This window comes from Kibdelosporangium aridum, from assembly GCF_900176515.1.
GTDB lineage: Bacteria > Actinomycetota > Actinomycetes > Mycobacteriales > Pseudonocardiaceae > Kibdelosporangium > Kibdelosporangium aridum.
Genome location: NZ_FWXV01000001.1, coordinates 680,590 through 698,539, shown reverse-complemented (window position 1 = coordinate 698,539; position 17,950 = coordinate 680,590). Strand labels below are relative to the sequence as shown.

19 protein-coding genes and 1 pseudogene are annotated in these 17,950 nt (G+C 66.1%); 7 read left to right on the top strand and 13 right to left on the bottom strand.

What is annotated here, in order from left to right:
• Positions 1–4: 4 nt before the first annotated feature.
• From B9C43_RS02715 to B9C43_RS02705, 3 genes are read right to left on the bottom strand one after another with little or no spacing between them, the layout of a single operon-like run.
• Positions 5–250: an anti-sigma factor family protein gene (locus B9C43_RS02715; RefSeq protein WP_143446051.1), complete on the bottom strand. Its 246-nt coding sequence runs from the start codon at positions 248–250 to the stop codon at positions 5–7.
• Positions 240–884: an RNA polymerase sigma factor gene (locus B9C43_RS02710; protein WP_084424423.1), complete on the bottom strand. Its 645-nt coding sequence runs from the start codon at positions 882–884 to the stop codon at positions 240–242. The genes B9C43_RS02715 and B9C43_RS02710 overlap by 11 nt, the downstream gene beginning before the upstream one ends.
• Positions 868–1,566 carry an AfsR/SARP family transcriptional regulator gene (locus B9C43_RS02705; protein ID WP_160096263.1) on the bottom strand — a complete coding sequence of 233 codons (699 nt, stop codon included), beginning with the start codon at positions 1,564–1,566 and terminating at the stop codon, positions 868–870. Before B9C43_RS02705 ends, B9C43_RS02710 begins: the two co-directional genes overlap by 17 nt.
• 86 nt (positions 1,567–1,652) lie before the next feature.
• On the opposite strand from B9C43_RS02705, the gene B9C43_RS58300 reads away from it, so the two are divergent.
• Positions 1,653–2,837: an MFS transporter gene (locus B9C43_RS58300; RefSeq protein WP_084424421.1), complete on the top strand. Its 1,185-nt coding sequence runs from the start codon at positions 1,653–1,655 to the stop codon at positions 2,835–2,837.
• A gap of 18 nt (positions 2,838–2,855) precedes the next feature.
• On the opposite strand, the pseudogene B9C43_RS02695 reads toward B9C43_RS58300, so the two are convergent.
• The 7 genes and pseudogenes from B9C43_RS02695 to B9C43_RS02665 all read right to left on the bottom strand — a co-directional run.
• Positions 2,856–3,692 (bottom strand): annotated as a pseudogene (locus tag B9C43_RS02695) (DMT family transporter); the annotation flags it as partial.
• A gap of 24 nt (positions 3,693–3,716) precedes the next feature.
• Positions 3,717–5,492: an AfsR/SARP family transcriptional regulator gene (locus B9C43_RS02690; RefSeq protein WP_084424419.1), complete on the bottom strand. Its 1,776-nt coding sequence runs from the start codon at positions 5,490–5,492 to the stop codon at positions 3,717–3,719.
• An 18-nt stretch (positions 5,493–5,510) separates the two neighbouring features.
• Entirely contained in the window at positions 5,511–6,101 is a 591-nt protein-coding gene (locus B9C43_RS02685; RefSeq protein ID WP_084424418.1) for an FMN reductase, read from the bottom strand.
• Complete coding sequence (locus B9C43_RS02680) at positions 6,098–7,156, bottom strand: LLM class flavin-dependent oxidoreductase (RefSeq protein WP_084424417.1); 1,059 nt, start codon at positions 7,154–7,156, stop codon at positions 6,098–6,100. Before B9C43_RS02680 ends, B9C43_RS02685 begins: the two co-directional genes overlap by 4 nt.
• Before the next feature lie 58 nt (positions 7,157–7,214).
• On the bottom strand, positions 7,215–8,159 hold the full coding sequence (locus B9C43_RS02675) for an NmrA/HSCARG family protein (protein WP_084424416.1): 945 nt from the start codon (positions 8,157–8,159) through the stop codon (positions 7,215–7,217).
• Between the two features lie 47 nt (positions 8,160–8,206).
• Entirely contained in the window at positions 8,207–8,803 is a 597-nt protein-coding gene (locus tag B9C43_RS02670; RefSeq protein ID WP_160096261.1) for a TetR/AcrR family transcriptional regulator, read from the bottom strand.
• Between the two features lie 46 nt (positions 8,804–8,849).
• On the bottom strand, positions 8,850–9,650 hold the full coding sequence (locus tag B9C43_RS02665; protein WP_084424414.1) for an SMI1/KNR4 family protein: 801 nt from the start codon (positions 9,648–9,650) through the stop codon (positions 8,850–8,852).
• A gap of 33 nt (positions 9,651–9,683) precedes the next feature.
• Here B9C43_RS02665 and B9C43_RS57405 point away from each other — a divergent pair, with 33 nt between their 5' ends.
• Genes B9C43_RS57405 through B9C43_RS02640 form a run of 5 tightly spaced genes read left to right on the top strand, consistent with a single transcriptional unit; the run spans position 9,684 to position 14,587 of the window.
• Complete coding sequence (locus B9C43_RS57405) at positions 9,684–10,706, top strand: alpha/beta hydrolase (RefSeq protein ID WP_200825406.1); 1,023 nt, start codon at positions 9,684–9,686, stop codon at positions 10,704–10,706.
• Positions 10,703–11,428: an esterase family protein gene (locus B9C43_RS02655; RefSeq protein WP_084425544.1), complete on the top strand. Its 726-nt coding sequence runs from the start codon at positions 10,703–10,705 to the stop codon at positions 11,426–11,428. Before B9C43_RS57405 ends, B9C43_RS02655 begins: the two co-directional genes overlap by 4 nt.
• 12 nt (positions 11,429–11,440) lie before the next feature.
• Positions 11,441–12,673, top strand: coding sequence for an ATP-grasp domain-containing protein (locus B9C43_RS02650; protein WP_033379932.1), 1,233 nt, complete (start codon positions 11,441–11,443; stop codon positions 12,671–12,673).
• 1 nt (position 12,674) lies between these two features.
• Positions 12,675–14,153, top strand: coding sequence for a glutamate-cysteine ligase family protein (locus B9C43_RS02645; RefSeq protein ID WP_084424413.1), 1,479 nt, complete (start codon positions 12,675–12,677; stop codon positions 14,151–14,153).
• A 26-nt stretch (positions 14,154–14,179) separates the two neighbouring features.
• Positions 14,180–14,587: a DoxX family protein gene (locus B9C43_RS02640; protein ID WP_084424412.1), complete on the top strand. Its 408-nt coding sequence runs from the start codon at positions 14,180–14,182 to the stop codon at positions 14,585–14,587.
• Here the strand turns inward: B9C43_RS02640 and B9C43_RS02635 are convergent.
• On the bottom strand, positions 14,562–15,017 hold the full coding sequence (locus tag B9C43_RS02635) for a protein-tyrosine phosphatase family protein (RefSeq protein WP_033379935.1): 456 nt from the start codon (positions 15,015–15,017) through the stop codon (positions 14,562–14,564). The two genes, B9C43_RS02640 and B9C43_RS02635, sit on opposite strands and share 26 nt — an antisense overlap.
• Before the next feature lie 40 nt (positions 15,018–15,057).
• Positions 15,058–16,281, bottom strand: a complete 1,224-nt coding sequence (locus B9C43_RS02630) for a sialidase family protein (protein WP_160096259.1) — start codon at positions 16,279–16,281, stop codon at positions 15,058–15,060.
• Between the two features lie 69 nt (positions 16,282–16,350).
• Between B9C43_RS02630 and B9C43_RS02625 the strand changes: the two genes are divergently transcribed.
• Positions 16,351–17,019 (top strand): peptidylprolyl isomerase, encoded by a 669-nt coding sequence (locus tag B9C43_RS02625; RefSeq protein ID WP_084424410.1) that lies wholly within the window; start codon positions 16,351–16,353, stop codon positions 17,017–17,019.
• On the opposite strand, the gene B9C43_RS02620 is transcribed toward B9C43_RS02625, so the two are convergent.
• Positions 17,000–17,932 carry a 4-hydroxy-3-methylbut-2-enyl diphosphate reductase gene (locus B9C43_RS02620; protein WP_084424409.1) on the bottom strand — a complete coding sequence of 311 codons (933 nt, stop codon included), beginning with the start codon at positions 17,930–17,932 and terminating at the stop codon, positions 17,000–17,002. The two genes, B9C43_RS02625 and B9C43_RS02620, sit on opposite strands and share 20 nt — an antisense overlap.
• Positions 17,933–17,950: the final 18 nt, after the last annotated feature.

Here is a 17,950-nt window from a genome sequence, read left to right as displayed (position 1 = left end):
GGCGTCAGGTCGTCTGACCGCCTTCACGGAACGCGGCGAGCAACGCGTCGCGTACCTCGGCGGGCACGGCCTCCTGGGGCAATTCGCCGAGCGTCCGGACGGTCATCCGCATTTGGTCCAGGTACGGCCCGCATCCTGCACAGATCGCGAGATGGCTGTAGAACCGTTCGGTCGTCTCGGGGTCCAGCGCACCCTCGAGGTAGTCGGTGACCAGTTCGACCAGTTCGGCGCAGGTCAGCTCATCCTTCATGGTCGACCGCCTTGGCAGTGGAGAAGTACTCCTCCAGTTTCCCACGTACGAACGCCCGCGCGCGGTGCAGCAGAACCCGTTGGTTGGCTTGGCTGAGGTCCAAGATGGAGCACACCTCGTCGGCGTCGTACTCGTCGATGTCCCGGAGCGTGATCACGATCCGTTGGCGTTCGGGCAATTGGGTCAACGCTTCCTCGACCACGCCACGGATTTCCTTGGTCACCGCTTCCTGCTCTGGTGAGGGCATCGGCCATGGTTTCGGGAAAACGCGCCAGTCGCCGGGGTCTTCGGACTCCGGGCCCAGGAACTGCGCGGGATCCACCGTCGGCCCTTGGTCGTGCACGCTGCTCCACGGAATTGTCCGGCCTTCCTTGACGCCACGGCGTTTCGCCGTATTGACCAGGATCCGGCAGACCCAGGTCTTCAGCGACGAACGCCCTTCGAACGACTCCAGCCCGTTGATCACCGCCAGCCATGTGTCCTGGAGGACCTCGGCGGCCGAGTCGTTGGTGGACACGAAGTTCCGCGCCAGTCGCAGCATTCCGCCCGACCAGGAGCCCACCATCAGCGCGAAGGCGTCCTCGTCCCGCGAGCGCAGGCGGGCCACGAGTTCGCTGTCAGGCGGGAACCCCATGGCGTGAGACTATCCCGAAATCGGCCAGCGAGCGGACCGATGGCTCAATCCCGAGTTCGGCGCGGAATATCCGGCGGTACGAAGCCAGATACGTCTGCGCCTGGTGCCGGTTGCCCTGCGACAGGCAGGCCCTGATCAGCGTCTCGTGCGCACTGTCCCGCAAGGAATCGGCCTGCACCGCGGCCAGTGCCGCATGCACCGCGGCGCCGTGGTGCCCGTGTTCGGCCAGACCGGTTGCCAGAGTTTCCAAACAGGACAGTCGGAGCTGCCGATGCCGGCTCTGGTGCTCGACAAGCCAGTCCTCGTCCCAGTCCGGGAGCAAATCCTCGTACAAAGCCGCGTCCAGTGCGTCCTCGGGACGCACCACACCAGCCAGGATCCGGGTGGTCAGTCGTCGAGCCCGGTCCACGTCCACGCAGATCCCGTCAGCCAACCGCAAATACGAACCGGAGACCAGCAAAACGCCAGGACGGCTGCGTTCCAGCCGATAGATCGCAGTCCTGAGGTTCGCGTGTGCCCGTGCACTGGTCGTGTCCGGCCACAAGACGTGTGCGACCTGGCTTCGTGTCACGGGTGCGGAACGACACGCGACAACCGCCAGTAGCCGTTGCCCGGTCTGACTGATCTGCGCCAACTCTCCGTTCACCAGCAACTGGAACTCGCCAAGCAGGTTCAGCTCCACTGTGCCCTCCCAATTTCGTCTGGTCCTGCACAGTGCCTGGTGGCCCTCCGGGCGTTACATGATCCTTTGCCGCTACGGTGTGCTGGATGGGGAACAGTCGGATCGCCCTGCTCATCGCCCTGGCCGTGGACAACTTCGGTTCCGGGCTGTTCCTGCCGTTGGCGCTGGTCTACGTGGTCGACGTGGTGGGTCTGCCGCTGGGACAGGCGGGCACGGCCGTGATGATCGGAACCTTGGTCGGCCTCGGGATTCTGCCAGTGACCGGCCGGTTGGTGGATCGCGCCGGCCCGCGCAACGTCGTGGTTCTCGCACAGGTCGTGCAGGCAGCGGGCGCGTTTACCTATCTCCTCGCGGACGGGTTCGTGCTGACCGTGCTCGCAGCCGTCTTGTTGGCCGCTGGCCAACAAATGTTCTACGGCTCCCTGTTCGCGCTGATCGCCGACGTGGCCGGTTCCGGCCCGAAGGACAAGGCGTTCGCGGTGGCGGGCATGGTGCGCAACGCCTCGTTCGGCGCCGGAAGCCTGGCCGCCGGTCTGCTGCTGACAACGACCGGTCCCACTGGGTACACGGTCGCGATCGCGGTGGACGGTGTGAGTTTCCTGTTGTGCGCCCTGCTGTTGTGGTTCCGGGTACATCCGGAAGTGCATGCGGTGACGGAGAAACTCAAGGCTCACGGGCCGTTGCGTGATCGCCCCTACCTCACGCTGATCGCGTTGACGTTCCTCGTCGGTCTGGCCACCGATTTCTTCCTGATCGGTGTCCCCGTGTTCGCGATCGACCAGCTGCACATGCCCGCCTGGGTTCCTGGCGTCATCCTGGCCTTGTTCACCGCGATCAACGCGACCTGCGGCACTCTGGCCGTGCACGCGACCCGCGTGTACAAGCGCACCACCGCCATCGCGCTGAGCGCGGGACTCTTCGCGTTGTGGTGCCTTGTCAGCGTCGCCGCTGTGGCGCTGCCGCCGGGTTGGCGCATTCCTTACCTGTTGGCGACCACTTTGGTCGTAGCCGCAGCTGGGTTGGTGTTCCACTCACGGGTCAACGCGCTGGCGGAGGCCGCTGCGCCGCCCGCTGTCCGTGGCCGGTATCTAGCGGCCTTCCAATACTCGTTCGCCGTCGCGGGTGTCGCGGCGCCTGGTGTCGTCGCTCTGTTCGAGGTCGCGATCTGGCTGCCGTGGGCGGTCGTCTTCGCGTGTGCTTGCCTCGCTGCCTGGGGAATGCGCGCCATCGACGCCCGGCTGCCGCAGCACGCCGTGGTCGCCAGCGTCTGACGGGAACATCATGATCCCGGCGATGACCGCGACACCACCGGTGAACGTCCAGACAGTCAGGTCCTCGCCCAGGAACACGATCGCGGTGAGCACGCCGAACAGCGGCACGAGGTTCAGCGTGACCCCGGCCAGCCCGGCGGGGATGAACCTGATGACGTGGTTGTAGAGGAGGAAACTGCCCGCGAACCCGAGTCCGCCGATCGTCACCGCGACCGCCCAGAACTGCCACGGGACGTCGACCGGGAGCGCTTCCCGACCGGTCGACCACTGGAACACCGCGAACGGCACCGACATCGCCGCGCCCCACAGGAACTGATACGCGGTCATCGACAGCGTGTCGACGGTCGGCGCGACCTTGGCGGCCAGGATCACGTAGATCGCCGCGGCCAGGTTGCCCGCCAGGATGATCATGTCGCCGAAGGTGAACGACGGCGAGACCGCGAAGGCTTCCTCGATCAGCAGCACGCCGACGAACGCCAGCAACAGGCCGATCAGCGACCGAGCACCGATCCGTTCCTTGAGGAACACCGCGGCCAGCGCGACGACGAAACACGCCTCGCTCGCGCCGAGTAGTGCCGCGTTGGTTGCGGTTGTATAGGCAAGGCCGAGCGTCAACGCGCCATACGCGAGCGTGGGTTCGAACAGGCCCAGCCAGGCGAGTCGGCCCCTGCGCGTGAGTCGCGGCGCGCCTCGTACGGCCAGAACCGCCCACAACACAAGGGCTGCGGCGGCCAGCTTGACCAACAACAGTGTGGACGGCCCGAACCCGTCCAGTGCGTATTTCGTCGCTGTGGTCGCACCGCCCCAGCCCACGGCGGCCAGGACCAGTGCGAACCGTGCGGTGATGCTGTTCATGTGCGGACGCTATGACGCGCCCCGTCACACACTCGTCACTTGCCTCAGGCCGTGTGACGCTTCGGCGAACTGGCTTTCGTGGTACGCGTCCAGCCTGCCGAGCGCGGCCTCACACTCCACCCGGCCGAAGTCGCTCACCGCCCGCGCACGGGCGAATTTCTTGACTGGGGTCAGGAATCGGTACCGGTCTTGGACCGTGCTCTCCAGCATGTGCCTGTCCACCAAGGACTCAAGCAGGTCTTCGGTCAGTGTGGGAGGCCGGTCGAGCAACGCGGCCGCCGCCCGTACCCCGATATCCGGCGAGTCGATCAGCGATACCAGCAGCAACGTCCGCGTTTGTTCCTGGTCGAGGTCGGCCAGCATCTGCTTGAACGGCCGCTCGATCATCGCGCACTCCGGTGGTTGGGCAGGCGCGCCCGGTGTGCGCCGTTCGGCTCGTTCGGTGACCGACGCGATCGTCCACTTCGGTCTCGACGCGATCCGGTTTCCCATCGCCTGCAGCAAGTGCGGGATGCCCATGGTGATGCCGGCCAGCCGCCGGGACGCGATCGGCTCGGCCCGCACCCTCGCTTCCCCGATCATGTGCTCGAGCAGCATGACCGACTCGTCCTCGTCGAGGCCGCCCATGGCGATCCACCGGGCGTGCGGCGGGTCGTACAACCGTTGCCGTGCGGTCATGAGCACACCGCCTGAACTGGGCAGCAGCGCGGAAACGGAGTCGCGCACGTTGTCGATCACGATCAGCATCCGCTTCACGCTGGTCAACGTGCGCCACAACGTCTGACGTTCCCACTGTGTCCGAGGCAGTTCGACGACACCGACAGCGTGCAACAACTCGGCCAGTGGATCGGGTGATTCGTTCAGGTCGACGAACAACGTGCCATCGGGGAACTCCGACGCCATCCGGTGTCCGACATGGACCGCCAGCGCGGTCTTGCCCACACCGGACAAGCCTTCGATCCCGACCGGAATGCCGTCCCGCAAGGCGGCCGTGATCTGCGGCAACAACTGGTGGCGGCCCACGAAGAACGGCGTGTCCGCGGGCAGTTGCGCCGGCATTGGCGCAACCGTCTCGGCCGGCGTCAACGCGGGGTCGGCGACCAGGATTCGCTGGTGCATCTCACGCAGCTCCGGACCTGGCGCGATGCCGAGTTCCGCGCTGAGCACGCGGCGGGTCTCGTCGAACAACGCCAGCGCTTCGGCCTGGCGCCCCGACCGGTACAGCGCCAGCATCAGCAGTTCCCGCGGCCGTTCGCGGAACGGATGCCGATCGACCAACGCCATCAAGTCGGCGACGGCCTCAGCGTGCCTGCCGAGCTCGATGTCGGCCGCGGTCAGGTCTTCAATCACGGTGAGCTGCACGTTCTCCAGGCGTACGCGTTCCGCCTCGGCGTATTCACCGCGCACACCTCCGAGCGGAGTTCCCTTCCACAGCGCCAAAGCCGCGCGCAGCTCCGCAGCACGGGTGGCGAGGTCACCAGCCCTGGCCGCGCTGATGTGCCGCTGGAAGTCAGTCAGGTCAAGGGAAGGCTTGGGCAGCGCGTACCCATGCGCCACAGACTCGATCACCGGGCCGAGCGCACTGCGCAACCGTGACACATACGACCGGACCATGCCGATCGCGGCGCGTGGGGCTTCGCCGCCCCACGTCGCTCTGATCAGCTGGTCCGGCGACGCCGCGGTCCCGTTGTGCAACAGCAGGATCGCCAGGATCGCGCGTTGCTGTGGCGACCCGAGCTCCACCTCGGTGTCGCCGCGCCACGCGCGGACCGGGCCCAGCACCTCGAACCGCAGCTCCACCCTTGACTCCTCACCTGGTCAGCTTCCGGACAGGAGATGTTCGAACGGCGTCGGACTCGCGAACGGGTCCGTCATGACCGTTCGCTCCCGCACCGCCAACTCGTGCGCCAGTTCGCCCGCCGCGCGGTCGATCCGGGCGGACAGTGTGTTCCCGGCCCAGTCCTCTGAGGCCGCGTAGACCCCTGTCGGCACGACAATCGCCTTCAGGTACGTGAACAACGGCCGCATCGCGTAGTCGAGTACCAGCGAATGCCGTTCCGTACCACCTGTCGCGCCGATCAGCACCGGCTTTCCGGCGACCACACCCTGGCCAAGCACATCCACAAAGGACTTGAACAGCCCACTGTAGGACGCGGCATACGTTGGCGTGACCACGATCAGGCCGTCCGCATCGGCCACGGTGTCCAGCACGGGTTTGAAGTCCTGCGGCGGGAAGCCCGACAACATCGCATCGACGAGGCTGTGCGCATGACCGCGGAGTTCGATCGTCCGCACGTCCACTTCGTCGGGCACCGCCCGAACCGTGGCCGCGGCCAGCCGGTCAGCGAGCAGGCGGCTCGACGACGGCTGGCTCAGGCCCGCGGACACCACAGCGAGTGTGCGTGTCATGATGCCACCTTCAGCGTCTCGTGTGTCGGCGCCTTCGGCTTCATCGACTCGAACTCCTTGCGCAGCACGGGAAGGACTTCCTCGCCGATGATGTCCAGCTGTTCGAGGACGACCTTCCGCGGAAGTCCCATACCGTCCACATTGAACAGTTGACGCTGGTAGTCACCGAAGTCCTCGCGGAACCGCAGCGTCCGGTCGATGACCTCCTGGGGACTGCCGACCGAGATCGGTGTTTCCCGCATGGTCTGCTCCAGCGACGGCCCACCGCCGTACACCGGGGAGTTGTCGAAGTACGGCCGGAACTCCTTGATCGCGTCCTGCGAGTTGCGCCGCATGAACGTCTGCCCGCCGAGTCCCACGATCGCCTGGTCGGCTGGCCCGTGCCCGTAGTGCTCGAACTGACCGCGGTACAGGTCGATCATCCGCCTGGTGTGCTCCTTGGGCCAGAAGATGTTGTTGTGGAAGAACCCGTCGCCGTAGAACCCGGCCTGGACCGCGATCTCCGGGCTGCGGATGGAGCCGTGCCAGACGAACGGCGGCACACCGTCGAGCGGCCGTGGCGTGGACGTGAAGGACTGCAACGCAGTGCGGTGCTTGCCCTCCCAGTCCACCACGTCCTCCCGCCACAACTGCCGCAGCAGCGCGTAGTTCTCCACCGCGAGGCTGAGGCCGTCGCGGATGTCCTTGCCGAACCACGGATACACCGGTCCGGTGTTGCCGCGGCCGAGCATCAGGTCCACCCTGCCGTCCGCGAGGTGCTGCAAGGTGGCGTAGTCCTCGGCGATTTTCACCGGATCGTTCGTGGTGATCAGCGTGACCGATGTGGACAGGATGATCCTGCTGGTCCGCGCGGCGATGTAGCCGAGGATCGTGGTCGGCGACGACGTCACGAACGGCGGGTTGTGGTGTTCGCCGACCGCGACGACATCCAGTCCGATCTCCTCCGCCTTGGCCGCGATCGTCACCATGTTCTTGATGCGCTCGTGTTCGGACGGCGCCTTGCCCGTCCACGGGTCGATCGCGATGTCCCCGACCCCGAAGATGCCGAACTGCATGTCCCTCACCTACCCAAGCATGACATGAATGTTCAAGTCAACCGGCGTGCCGCCGCCGTTATTCCGCGAACTCCGCCTTGTGCAGGGACAGCCAGGTGGCGAAGTCCTGCAGGTCGGGGTTGATCGTCCGGACGTACTCCGGCCTGCGTACGCCTGCGAAGTAGTCGGAGAACTCCGAGTAGTACTGGAACATGTTGCCGATGTCGTCGGCGCCGGGCACCGGCAGCGCCCGCACCTGGTCGAAGGTCATCGGCCGGTACTCGACCGTCTCACCCAGCGCTTTGCCCAGCTCGGCGGCGTATTCCTGGCCGGTGAGGTTCTCGCCCGACAGGTTCACGGTCTCGCCGATCAGGTCCTTGCCGCGCTTGAAGATGCCGAACGCGGTGCGGCCGATGTCGTCACGGGCCACGCCTGGCAGCGGGGTGCCGGCCATCGGCAGCGTGATGTACAACGTGCCCTGCTCGTCACGGACTGGCTTGAAAAAGTGCAAGAAGGACTCGAAGTACATGGTCGTGCTCAGGAACGTGGTCGGCACACCGGCTTCGGTGAACAGCTTGTCGGACTCGCCCTTGCTGTCGAAGTGCGGCACCTTGTACTTGCCGTGCAACGTGGGCATCCGGTCGTCCTCGATCGGCACGTGCAGCCGCGTGTCCGGCAGCGTCGACCAGACAACGTGCTGCAGGTTGGCCGCCTTGGCGGCGTCGACCGCGGCACGCACGTGCGCCTGCTCGCGCTCGGCCGACCCGTACTCCCAGAACGCGGTCACCACGAAGGCGCCGTATGCGCCCTGGAACGCCGCTCGCACGGAGTCCGGGTCATCCAGGTCGGCCTTGACGATCTGCGCGCCACGCGCCGCCAACTCGCGAGCAACGTCAGACTCGGCATTGCGAGTCAGAGCACGGACAGCGAACTCACCGGACGGGTCGTCGAGTATCGCGCGGGCGAGACCGCCACCCTGCTGACCAGTGGCTCCGACAACGGCGATGATCTTCTTTTCGGTCATGCCACTGATGCAACCCCCGCCGCGTCACCGTCGCGTGCACGTTTCGTTCACGCGCGTTGACGCAGGCCGTCCAGGATGAATCCGAGGGCGCGCCGGGAGGCGTCATCGCCGAATGTGATGGTGGCCTGGACCGCCGCGGACAGCACCGTCATATCCGCGGTCTCGAAGTCCGCCCGCAGGTGACCGGCCGCCTTGGCCCGGCTGACCAGCTTGTCCAGGTAGCCGCCGGTGATCTTGTGGGTGTCGGCGAGCAGTTCGGCGAGCCGGGTCGGCTCGGCGCCACGGGACCAGCCGAGCGAGTCGGTGAAGCCGCTCGTGGTCAGTTGCCACAGGCCACGGTCGGCGGCGAGCTCCCGGATGGACGACTCGAAGAACTGCTCGAACGCGGCCCAGACGTCGTCAGCCTCGCTCGCCCGCATGGCCAGGTCCTCGGCGGCACGGATCCGCTCGCGATAGACCTCGTAGATCAGCTCGTCCTTGTTGGCAAAGCGCCGATAAACCGTGCCGACCCCGACCCCGGCGTGTTTGGCCACGTCAGCGAGGGTCGCGTCGAGGCCTTGGGTGGCGAACACCTCCGCCGCCGCGGCCAGGACCCTGCGCAGATTGGTCTCGGCGTCGCGGCGGATCCGGTCGCTTGGCGGCACAAGTCCACCGTACCCGCACCCATCAGTACATTGTGGACAGCGGGGATCAGCGGATGTCCCAGTCCAGTATGCCGTCCTCGACCACCTTGGGGTGGTAGTTCCGCACGACGCCGTTCGTCTCCAACGCGGTGGCGGTCTGTTCCAGCAGGTCAGTCAGCGTCGCAGGCCACCGGTCGAACATCATCTCGGTTTCCTCGTCCCGGTCCCCCAGCTTGCCTTTGCGGCCCGGCCGCTGGTCGAGCAGGAGATTGCCGCCGGCGAAGTCCTGCGCGAACGGGATGACCTGGCCGTGCCACCACGAGCCGACGCTTTCGTTGTGCCCGCTGGAGATGAGGATGTCGCACAGCATCTTGTGGTAGTCGACGATGGCGGTCGTCGACATCGGGGTGTAGAACGGCGGCAAAGTGAAGCCCCGCATGGTCGTGCCCGCGCCGTTGTGCCGGAGCAACGAGGCGATCAGCTCAGCCGGAACCGGGACGCCCAGCTGCCGCTGCATGTCCGAGATCGCCTCACGCGTGGCAGGTGGGGCCAAGGTCCGCGCGCTCGCCGGGGCCTTCGCCGCCAGCCACTTCTCGATCCGCTCCCAGGCGCGGTTCACCCGATCGGTGACGTGTTGCGGCACGTCGACCAGACGCTCCCGTCCCTGCGCGGTCCGGCAGCCGGAGTCGACCGTCAGCGTCGGCCGTGGCGGCGGGGTCGCCGTAGTGGTCTTCCTGGTTGTCGTCGTTGTCGTCGTCGGCCTCGGCCCGGCACCGGGTTCGGTGTTGGCCACGAGCAGGACCGTGACCAGGCCGATCACCACAACGGCGGCAACCACTGCGAGAACTTGCCCCCACCGAGTTTTCACGTCGGCGGACTATGCCATGAGATCGTGATCGTCGTGGACGAATCGACCCCAAAAGGCGGCCCGCTGGTCACCGACAGCTCGGTGACGTTCCGGCTGCCCGACAACGGCCCAGTCCTCGCCGGGGTCCGGCTGCTGCCCGCGTTGTCGCTGCCGAACGCCGAACTGGAGTTCACGCACGGCGACGAGTGCTGGACGTTGCTGCTCAACCGTCCACCGGTCTGGCGGATGGAATACCGCCTGCAACTGCGGCACCGCGACGGCGGGGTCGAGGAGATCTGCGATCCGGGCAACGACAAGCGTGCGCCGGGCGCGTTCGGTGACAAGTCGGTGGTGGAGTTCCCGGACTACGTCAGACCAGCCTGGCTGGACACCCCGGCGACCGGCGAGTACGTGGATCTCGACGTCCCGGGCATCAAGGCCCAGCTGTGGTCGCCCGGCGAAGGACCGATGCCGTTGCTGGTGGCCAACGACGGCCCGGAGTACGACCGGTTGGCCGGCCTGACCAGGTTCTCCGCGTGGTTCAAGATCCCGCACCGGGTGGCGCTGCTCCAGCCGGGTGATCGCGACGACGAGTATTCCGGCAACCCCGAGTACGCCCGCAGGCTCGCCCGTGACCTGCTGCCCGCGATCAAGCGCCTGGTCGCAGTGCGGAAGCCGGTGGTCGGGATGGGTGCGAGTCTCGGCGGGCTGGCCATGCTGCACGCGCAACGCCGCAGGCCAGGCCTGTTCGGTGGGCTGTTGCTGCAGTCGGGTTCGTTCTTCGACCGGCGGTTGGATCCGCAGGAGTCGGGGTACAGCCGGTATCGGCGGGTCACCAGGTTCGTCAGCGGGATCGTGCGCGGCACGAGCAAGGGCAAGCCGGTCCCGGTGACGCTCACGTGCGGCCTCGCCGAGGAGAACCTGGCCAACAATCGCCAGATGGCCGCGGCGTTGGTGGCACTGGGATATCCGACAGGACTGGTGGAGGTGCCGGACGCACACAACTATGTGGGGTGGCGGGACGCGTTCGACCCCGCGCTGGCTGACCTGCTGCGCACGGTGTGGGAGGGATCTTGAGGCGTGATCAAGTAGAGCTGGCCGGCGGAACGGTCATCGCGTACGGCCACTACGGCAGGCCATTCCTGGTGTTCCCGTCCGAGCAGGGCAGGGCGTGGGACTGGGAGAGCAACGGGATGATCGACGCGATCCGCCCGTTGCTGGACGACGGCCGCGTCAAGCTCTACTGCGTCGACTCGTTCGACGGCGCGTCATGGTCCAACCGGTCGATCCCGATGGAGGACCGCGCCAGGCACCATGGCACCTACGAAGCGTGGGTCCTTGATCATGTGCTGCCGATGATCCACGCTCATTGTGGCGGACCGCAGGAGGTGGCCACGATGGGATGCTCGCTCGGCGCGTTCCACTCGGTGCTGTTCGCACTGCGCCGCGCCGATCTGTTCCCCCTCGCGTTAGGCCTCTCCGGAAACTACGACGCGTCCTCGTGGCACGGTTGGGGCGAGCGCGGCGACGCGACGTACTTCGCCAACCCGGTCGACTTCGTACCGAATCTGAACGGCTCCCATCTGGACTGGTTGCGGTCCCGGCTGTCGATCCTGCTCGTGGTCGGCCAGGGACAGTGGGAGGACACCACCGGCTCGCTGCCGTCCACCCGGCACATGGCCGATCTGCTGCGCGCCAAGGGTCTGCGCTGCGAACTCGACGTATGGGGTCATGACGTGCCGCACGACTGGCCGTCGTGGCGCTCCCAGATCGCCCACCACCTGCCCAGGTTCGTATAGGGAGGACCGCGCATGCCAGACCGCACAGAGCATTTGCTCGGACTGTTGCTGGGCACCGAGGAGGACTGGCCGCGCGCGTTCGAGACTTTGGTGAAACGCCTCGGGCCGGTACGGGACAGCGCGGGCGTCGACCACACAGTGGCGACCGAGCGGATCACCATCGAACCGTTCGACCTGCGCGCGGAACCGCGTTACGACTTGGTCATCGACCGGCTCGCGTACTGGTACTACGTGCCGCGGGAGTGGTTGAAGAAGGTCGCGTTGATGGACGACGTGTACCTGCTCAACAGCCCGTTCACGTTCCAGTCGATGGAGAAGCACGCGGCGTACTGCGCGATGATGCGGCTGGGGTTGAAGGTGCCGCCGACGTGGCTCGTGCCGTACAAGAACCCGGTCGACCACGCCAAATACGCTTACACCGCGGCGAAGTACAACCGGCCGTTCGATTTGGACGCCGTCGCCGACCAGGTCGGCTATCCGCTGTTCATGAAGCCTTACGACGGTGGCGCGTGGCGTGGCGTCTCCCGGATCACTGATCGTCAGACACTGCACGCGGCTTATGACGCCTCCGGCGAGATGCTGATGCACCTGCAGGCCTCGATCGAAGGCTACGACTCGTTCGCACGGTCGTTGACGATCGGGCCGGACACCATGGTCATGCGGTTCCAGCCGGAAAAACCGATGCACGAGCGCTACGCCGTGCAACACGGCTTCCTCTCCCCCGAGGCCGGCACCGAGGTCGTCACGATCTCCCGGCTGATCAACGCGTTCTTCCGGTGGGAGTTCAACTCCTGCGAGAGCCTGGTCGTCGGATCCGAGGTCTACCCGATCGACTACGCCAACGCGTGCCCGGACATCTCGATCACCTCGCTGCACTACTACTTCCCCTGGGCGATCGGTGCTTTGCTGAAGTGGTCGGTGTTCTGCGCGGTGACCGAGCGCAAGGCCCAGCTGGATCTGGACACCAGGCGCTACTTCGAGGTCGCCGACTCCGAAATGGACTACTCGGCCAAGCTGGCCGAGTACCTCAAGCTCGCCGACGACTACTTCGACACGGCCCGATACCACGAGTTCTGCGCCACGTCCTTGTCCCATGTGGACGACATGGTGCGGGACTGGGTCTCCTCACCTGATTTCGACGCGCTGCTCGTCGACACGGTACGCACGACCTATCCACCGGCGGAGCATGATCGGTTCGTCGCGCACTTCCGCGGCCTGATCGGACTCTGGATCAAGGGAGGCTGACATGGGCCAGGAAGTCGAGAAGCGGGAATTCAGCCGCGACGACAGAACCCGCTACCGCCACAAGGTCCGGCGCTGCCTCGACGCGTTCGCCCGGATGCTGCAGGAGTCCCGGTTCGACTTCGAGCGGCCGATGACCGGACTGGAGATCGAGCTGAACCTGGTGAACAACCAGACCGAACCGGCGATGCGCAACGAGGAAGTGCTCAACGCGATCGCGGATCCGGACTTCGTCACCGAACTCGGCCAGTTCAACATCGAGATCAACGTCCAGCCGCGTGAGCTGTCCGGCGGGGGCATCACGAAGTTCGAGGAACAGGTGCGGGCCAGCCTGAACGCCGCGGAGACCAAGGCACGCACCAAAGGCGCGCACATGGTGATGGTCGGCATCCTGCCGACGTTGCGGGCGACCGACCTGACGCGCGAGACGTTGTCCGCGAACCCGCGCTATGCCTTGCTGAACGACCAGATCTTCACCGCGCGCGGCGAGGACATGCACATCTCGATCGAGGGAACCGAACGCCTCGAAGTCACGTGCGACTCGATCGCGCCCGAGTCCGCGTGCACCAGCTCACAGCTGCACCTGCAGGTCAGCCCGGCACAGTTCTCGGCGTACTGGAACGCCGCGCAGGCGATCGCCGGTGTCCAGCTCGCGCTGGCCGCGAACTCGCCGTTCCTGTTCGGGCAGAACCTGTGGCAGGAGACCCGGGTGCCGTTGTTCGAGCAGGCAACCGACACCCGGCCGGACGAGTTGAAGGCCCAGGGTGTGCGGCCACGGGTGTGGTTCGGCGAACGGTGGATCACGTCGGTGTTCGACCTGTTCGAGGAGAACGTCCGGCTCTATCCGGCGCTGCTGCCCATTGTGGACGAAGAGGACCCGTTCGAGGCGTTGGAGGCGGGGAAAATCCCGTCACTGGCCGAGCTGCGGCTGCACAACGGAACGATCTATCGGTGGAACCGCCCGGTGTACGACGTGGTATCGGGGACACCGCACCTGCGCGTGGAGAACCGGGTCCTGCCGGCAGGTCCCACGGTCGCGGACATGCTGGCCAACGCGGCGTTCTACTTCGGCGTCGTCCGGATGCTGGCCGAGGCCGAACGCCCGATCTGGTCACAGATGTCGTTCAGCGCGGCCGAGGAGAACTTCCACCTGGGTGCACGGCAAGGACTTGAGGCTCAGCTGTACTGGCCGGGCGTCGGTTTCGTGCCGGCGGCCGAGCTCGTCCTGCGGCGGCTGCTGCCGATGGCGTACGAGGGTCTCGACCGGTGGGGTGTCCACCCCGACGAGCGAGACCGGCTGCTCGGAATCATCCAGGACCGCTGCCTCACCGGCCGCAACGGCGCGACGTGGCAGGTCAGCGAGGTCGCGCGGATCGAAGAACGGGACAACGCCGACCGCTACACAGCGCTCAAGCGAATGCTGAACCTGTACATCACCCACATGCACTCCAACAAGCCGGTACACACCTGGCCGGTGGAGTAGAACCTTCGCGAGTACAGTCTGTCGCCATGTCGGACGGAACAGGCACAAAAGGTGCGTTGTTGGTTGTCAACATCGTGCTGTGGCTTCTGCAGATCGCGCTGGGCGCGTACTTCCTGTACAGCGCATACATGCTGTTCTTCGAGACCGGCATGGTGAACAAGTTCAACGACATCGGCTCCGGCCAGTGGTTGCGGTACGTGACCGGAGTGCTGGAGACCGCGGGGGCGATCGGCCTGCTCATCCCGGGCTTGTCCGGGCTGGCCGCGCTGGGTCTCGCGCTGGTGATGGTGGGCGCCTCCGCCACCGAGATCTTCATCCTGGAGAACGGAGACGCCACACTGCCGCTGATCCTGTTGCTCGCGTCGGTGGTCGTCGCGATCTTCCGGCGCGGCGACATCACCAGGTTCTTCAGCCGACTTGCGCCCGGTCGCTGAACCGCAGGACCCATTTGCGCTGCCACGGCGTCTCGACAGCCTTGCTGCGGTAGTGCTCACGGACCCAGGCGACGGCATCGGCCGGTGCGGTTCCTGCCAGGATCGCCAGGCAGGAGATCACCGTGCCGGTCCGGCCGTTGCCTCCGCCGCACGCGACTTCGACTCGCTTGCCGGACTTCGCTGTCTCGTGCAGTTTGCGGATCGCCCGGATCGCGGCGTCGGTGTCCTTCGGCAGCAGGAAATCGGGCCATTCGACCCAGTCGTGCGGCCATTCGATCGCGGCGTCGCGCTTGCGGCGCATCCGCGCCGACCCCAGGTACAGGCCGTATTCCGGCTTCTCTCCAGTGGCCTGCGAGTTCATCAGACCCCGGCCACGGATCCAGGTCCCGTCGGGCAACTGGATGGCACCATCAAGATGGGAACTGGTCATGCGGCATTTCTACCCATCCTGATGGTGCCGCGCAGTCGTTTTACTCAGTGCAGGTAGGTTCGCGCACGCCGCCCTGAACCCACGGCAGGTTCACCTTCCGGAACGCGATCGACCGGTGTGAGGTCGAACTGCTGCCAGTGTTCTCGTTGACCTCGATCAACGCACCGACGTGGTAGTCGGCGGTCTTCACGATGCTCGAGTAGCCGCCTTCCTTGTAGTTGCCGCCCTCCAGGGGCAGCGGCGCGTCGGAGAACGGACGGCTGTAGCTCCAGGTTTTGCCCTCGTCCTCGCTCATCCGGATCCGCATCTTGGTGCGGGTCGTGGTGCTCGCCGAGTTCACGAACGCCAGCCGCGCGGGCGCGTCGGCGTTGTACCGCATGGTCGACGCTTCGTTCAGCGGGTCGAGCAGGCAGTCGGCACCGGAGAACGGCGTGAAGCCGCCTTCGATCGTGCCGCGGGCCACCCAACGGCGTTTGACGTTCTCCCAATTGCCCGAGGTCGGCCGGTCGTTGCGGTAGAGCCTGCCGTCGGCCAGTTCGAGCACGGTCGACTCGCCGGTCTGTTCCATCGCCGCACCGGCCGTGGTCTTCATGACCTGGACCTTCCAGGTCTGGCCGTGGTCGTCGCTGTAGATGTTGCGGTGCTGGGCCGGGATCACCAGCCTGCCCGGGTTGCGCACGGTCGTCTGGATGCCGACACCAGGGCCGACCGCGTCCCAGTTCCAGCTCTTGCCCGTGGCCAGTTCGCGGGGCTTCAGGCTCTCGGACATGTTCACCGGCGCTGACCAGGTCGCGCCGTCGTTCGTGCTGGACGAGAGCCAGACCTGCCGGTCGTCCCACGAGTCGACCGGGTGGTGGCCTTCCGGCTGGTGGTTCATGAACAGCCAGATCTTGCCGTTCGACCGGTCGACAACCGGCGTGGGGTTGCCCCACACGCCCAGTCCGCCGCCGACCACCTCGGCCAGCTTGGACCAGGTCGCGCCGTTGTCGAACGAGCGCTTGTACAACAGATTGATGTTGCCGTAGTCGGCGTTGTTGTCCGCACGGCCTTCGACGAACGCGATCAGTGTGTCGTCGTTGGTGCGGATCAGGGCCGGGATCCGGAATGAGTGGTATCGGATGCCGTTGAGCGTGTCGTCGCCGCCCCCGTCGAAGATGATCTTCTCGGAATGTGACTCGGCGGCGGCCGAGGCGACGCCCGGCAACGCGGTTGTCATGATCATGGCTGCGAGCAGCAGCCGTCCCCAGGACTTCGAAGCCTGCATGGGCCTCATCGTGGCCACCGCGGATACAAGCCAGGTACAAACGCTGGACCTGGGCATTATTGTCTGCCCATGAAGCTTCGTTGGGTATTCACCACTGTCGTCGCCTTGGCGGCGTCAGTTCTCGCGGCCGCACCGGCCCAGGCTTCGACCGTGAAGCCGTTCGTCCGGTGCGAGTTCACGCCGACGCCGGAGAACCCGTCGCCTCGGCCGGTCATGCGGCCACTGCCGTACGCGCTGACCATCGGCACGCAGAAGGTCACGTTCAAGACCAACCACGGCCCGATCGTCATCGAACTCAACCGGGCAGGCGCGGCCCCGTGCGCCGCGCACAACATGATCAGCCTGGTCGCGCAGCGCTTTTACAACAAGAGCCAGTGCTGGCGGCTGACGAACAACGCGCGGCTCGGCGTGCTGCAGTGCGGTGACCTGATCAAGGCCGAGGTGGGCGGGCCTGGCTACAAGTTCGCCGACGAGGTCACCGGCAAGGAGACCTACCCGCGCGGCACCGTCGCGATGGGCAACCAGGGGCCGGGAACCAACGGCAGCGAGTTCTTCATCGTGCACTCCTTCGCCAACATCGCGCCGAAGTACTCGGTGTTCGGCAAGGTCGTGCGCGGGATGGACGTGCTGGACCGGATCGTGGCCAACGGCATCATCGACACCGACCCGGCTGTGCCGGGCGACGGCCTGCCCGCCAAGCCGGTGAAGATCGAAAAAGCTACTGTGACAGGTTTCTAGGCAGGGCGAACACCTGCCGTTCCGCAGCGGTGACAACCTCTTCGGGCTCGGGCCACCCCCGCTCGGCGAGGAAGCCGACGACCTCGGTGACCAGAACCTCTGGCACCGAGGCACCGCTGGTCAGCCCGATCGTGGCGACCGAGTCCAACCAGGACGGATCGATCTCGCTCACCGAGTCGATCAGGTGGGCCGCGTTCGCCCCGGCCTGCAAGGCGACCTCGACCAGGCGCACCGAGTTCGACGAGTTGCGTGAGCCGACGACAAGCACGAGTTCGCATTCCGGGGCGAGGAGTTTCACCGCGACTTGGCGGTTCTGGGTGGCGTAACAGATATCGCTGCTCGGCGGGTCCGCGAGGGCACTGAACCGTTCCTTCAGCCCGTCGACCCGTTGCATCGTCTCGTCTACGCTGAGCGTTGTCTGGGACAGCCAGATCACTTTCTCCGGGTTTTCCACGGTGACTTTCCCGACGTCTTCGGCTGTGTCGACCAACTGGACCCGGTCAGGTGCCTCACCCATGGTGCCTTCGACTTCCTCGTGGCCCTCGTGGCCGACGAGCAGGATTTGATAGCCGTTCCTGGCGAACCGGATTACTTCCTGATGCACCTTGGTCACCAGCGGACAGGTCGCGTCAATCGCCGTCAGCCCTTGGCTTCGCGCGTCCTGCTTCACCTTCGGCGACACGCCGTGCGCGGAGAACACCACCACTGAACCCGCGGGAACTTCGTCGACCTCGTCGACGAAAACAACACCGCAGTCGGCGAGCGTGCGCACGACATGCTTGTTGTGCACGATTTCTTTCCGCACATAGATCGGCGGTCCGTACACCTCCAGCGCCCGTTCGACAGTGACGATCGCACGATCGACGCCCGCACAGAAACCGCGTGGCGCGGCCAGCAGAATTCGACGTCCCATGCCAGCGAACGTAAGGCT

Excerpts from the sequence above, each read along its gene's own strand:
- B9C43_RS02715 (WP_143446051.1), bottom strand. The coding sequence starts at position 250 with ATGAAGGATGAGCTGACCTGCGCCGAACTGGTCGAACTGGTCACCGAC.
- B9C43_RS02710 (WP_084424423.1), bottom strand. The coding sequence starts at position 884 with ATGGGGTTCCCGCCTGACAGCGAACTCGTGGCCCGCCTGCGCTCGCGG.
- B9C43_RS58300 (WP_084424421.1), top strand. The coding sequence starts at position 1,653 with ATGGGGAACAGTCGGATCGCCCTGCTCATCGCCCTGGCCGTGGACAAC.
- B9C43_RS02685 (WP_084424418.1), bottom strand. The coding sequence starts at position 6,101 with ATGACACGCACACTCGCTGTGGTGTCCGCGGGCCTGAGCCAGCCGTCG.
- B9C43_RS02680 (WP_084424417.1), bottom strand. The coding sequence starts at position 7,156 with ATGCAGTTCGGCATCTTCGGGGTCGGGGACATCGCGATCGACCCGTGG.
- B9C43_RS02675 (WP_084424416.1), bottom strand. The coding sequence starts at position 8,159 with ATGACCGAAAAGAAGATCATCGCCGTTGTCGGAGCCACTGGTCAGCAG.
- B9C43_RS02650 (WP_033379932.1), top strand. The coding sequence starts at position 11,441 with ATGCCAGACCGCACAGAGCATTTGCTCGGACTGTTGCTGGGCACCGAG.
- B9C43_RS02645 (WP_084424413.1), top strand. The coding sequence starts at position 12,675 with ATGGGCCAGGAAGTCGAGAAGCGGGAATTCAGCCGCGACGACAGAACC.
- B9C43_RS02640 (WP_084424412.1), top strand. The coding sequence starts at position 14,180 with ATGTCGGACGGAACAGGCACAAAAGGTGCGTTGTTGGTTGTCAACATC.
- B9C43_RS02635 (WP_033379935.1), bottom strand. The coding sequence starts at position 15,017 with ATGACCAGTTCCCATCTTGATGGTGCCATCCAGTTGCCCGACGGGACC.
- B9C43_RS02630 (WP_160096259.1), bottom strand. The coding sequence starts at position 16,281 with ATGCAGGCTTCGAAGTCCTGGGGACGGCTGCTGCTCGCAGCCATGATC.
- B9C43_RS02625 (WP_084424410.1), top strand. The coding sequence starts at position 16,351 with ATGAAGCTTCGTTGGGTATTCACCACTGTCGTCGCCTTGGCGGCGTCA.
- B9C43_RS02620 (WP_084424409.1), bottom strand. The coding sequence starts at position 17,932 with ATGGGACGTCGAATTCTGCTGGCCGCGCCACGCGGTTTCTGTGCGGGC.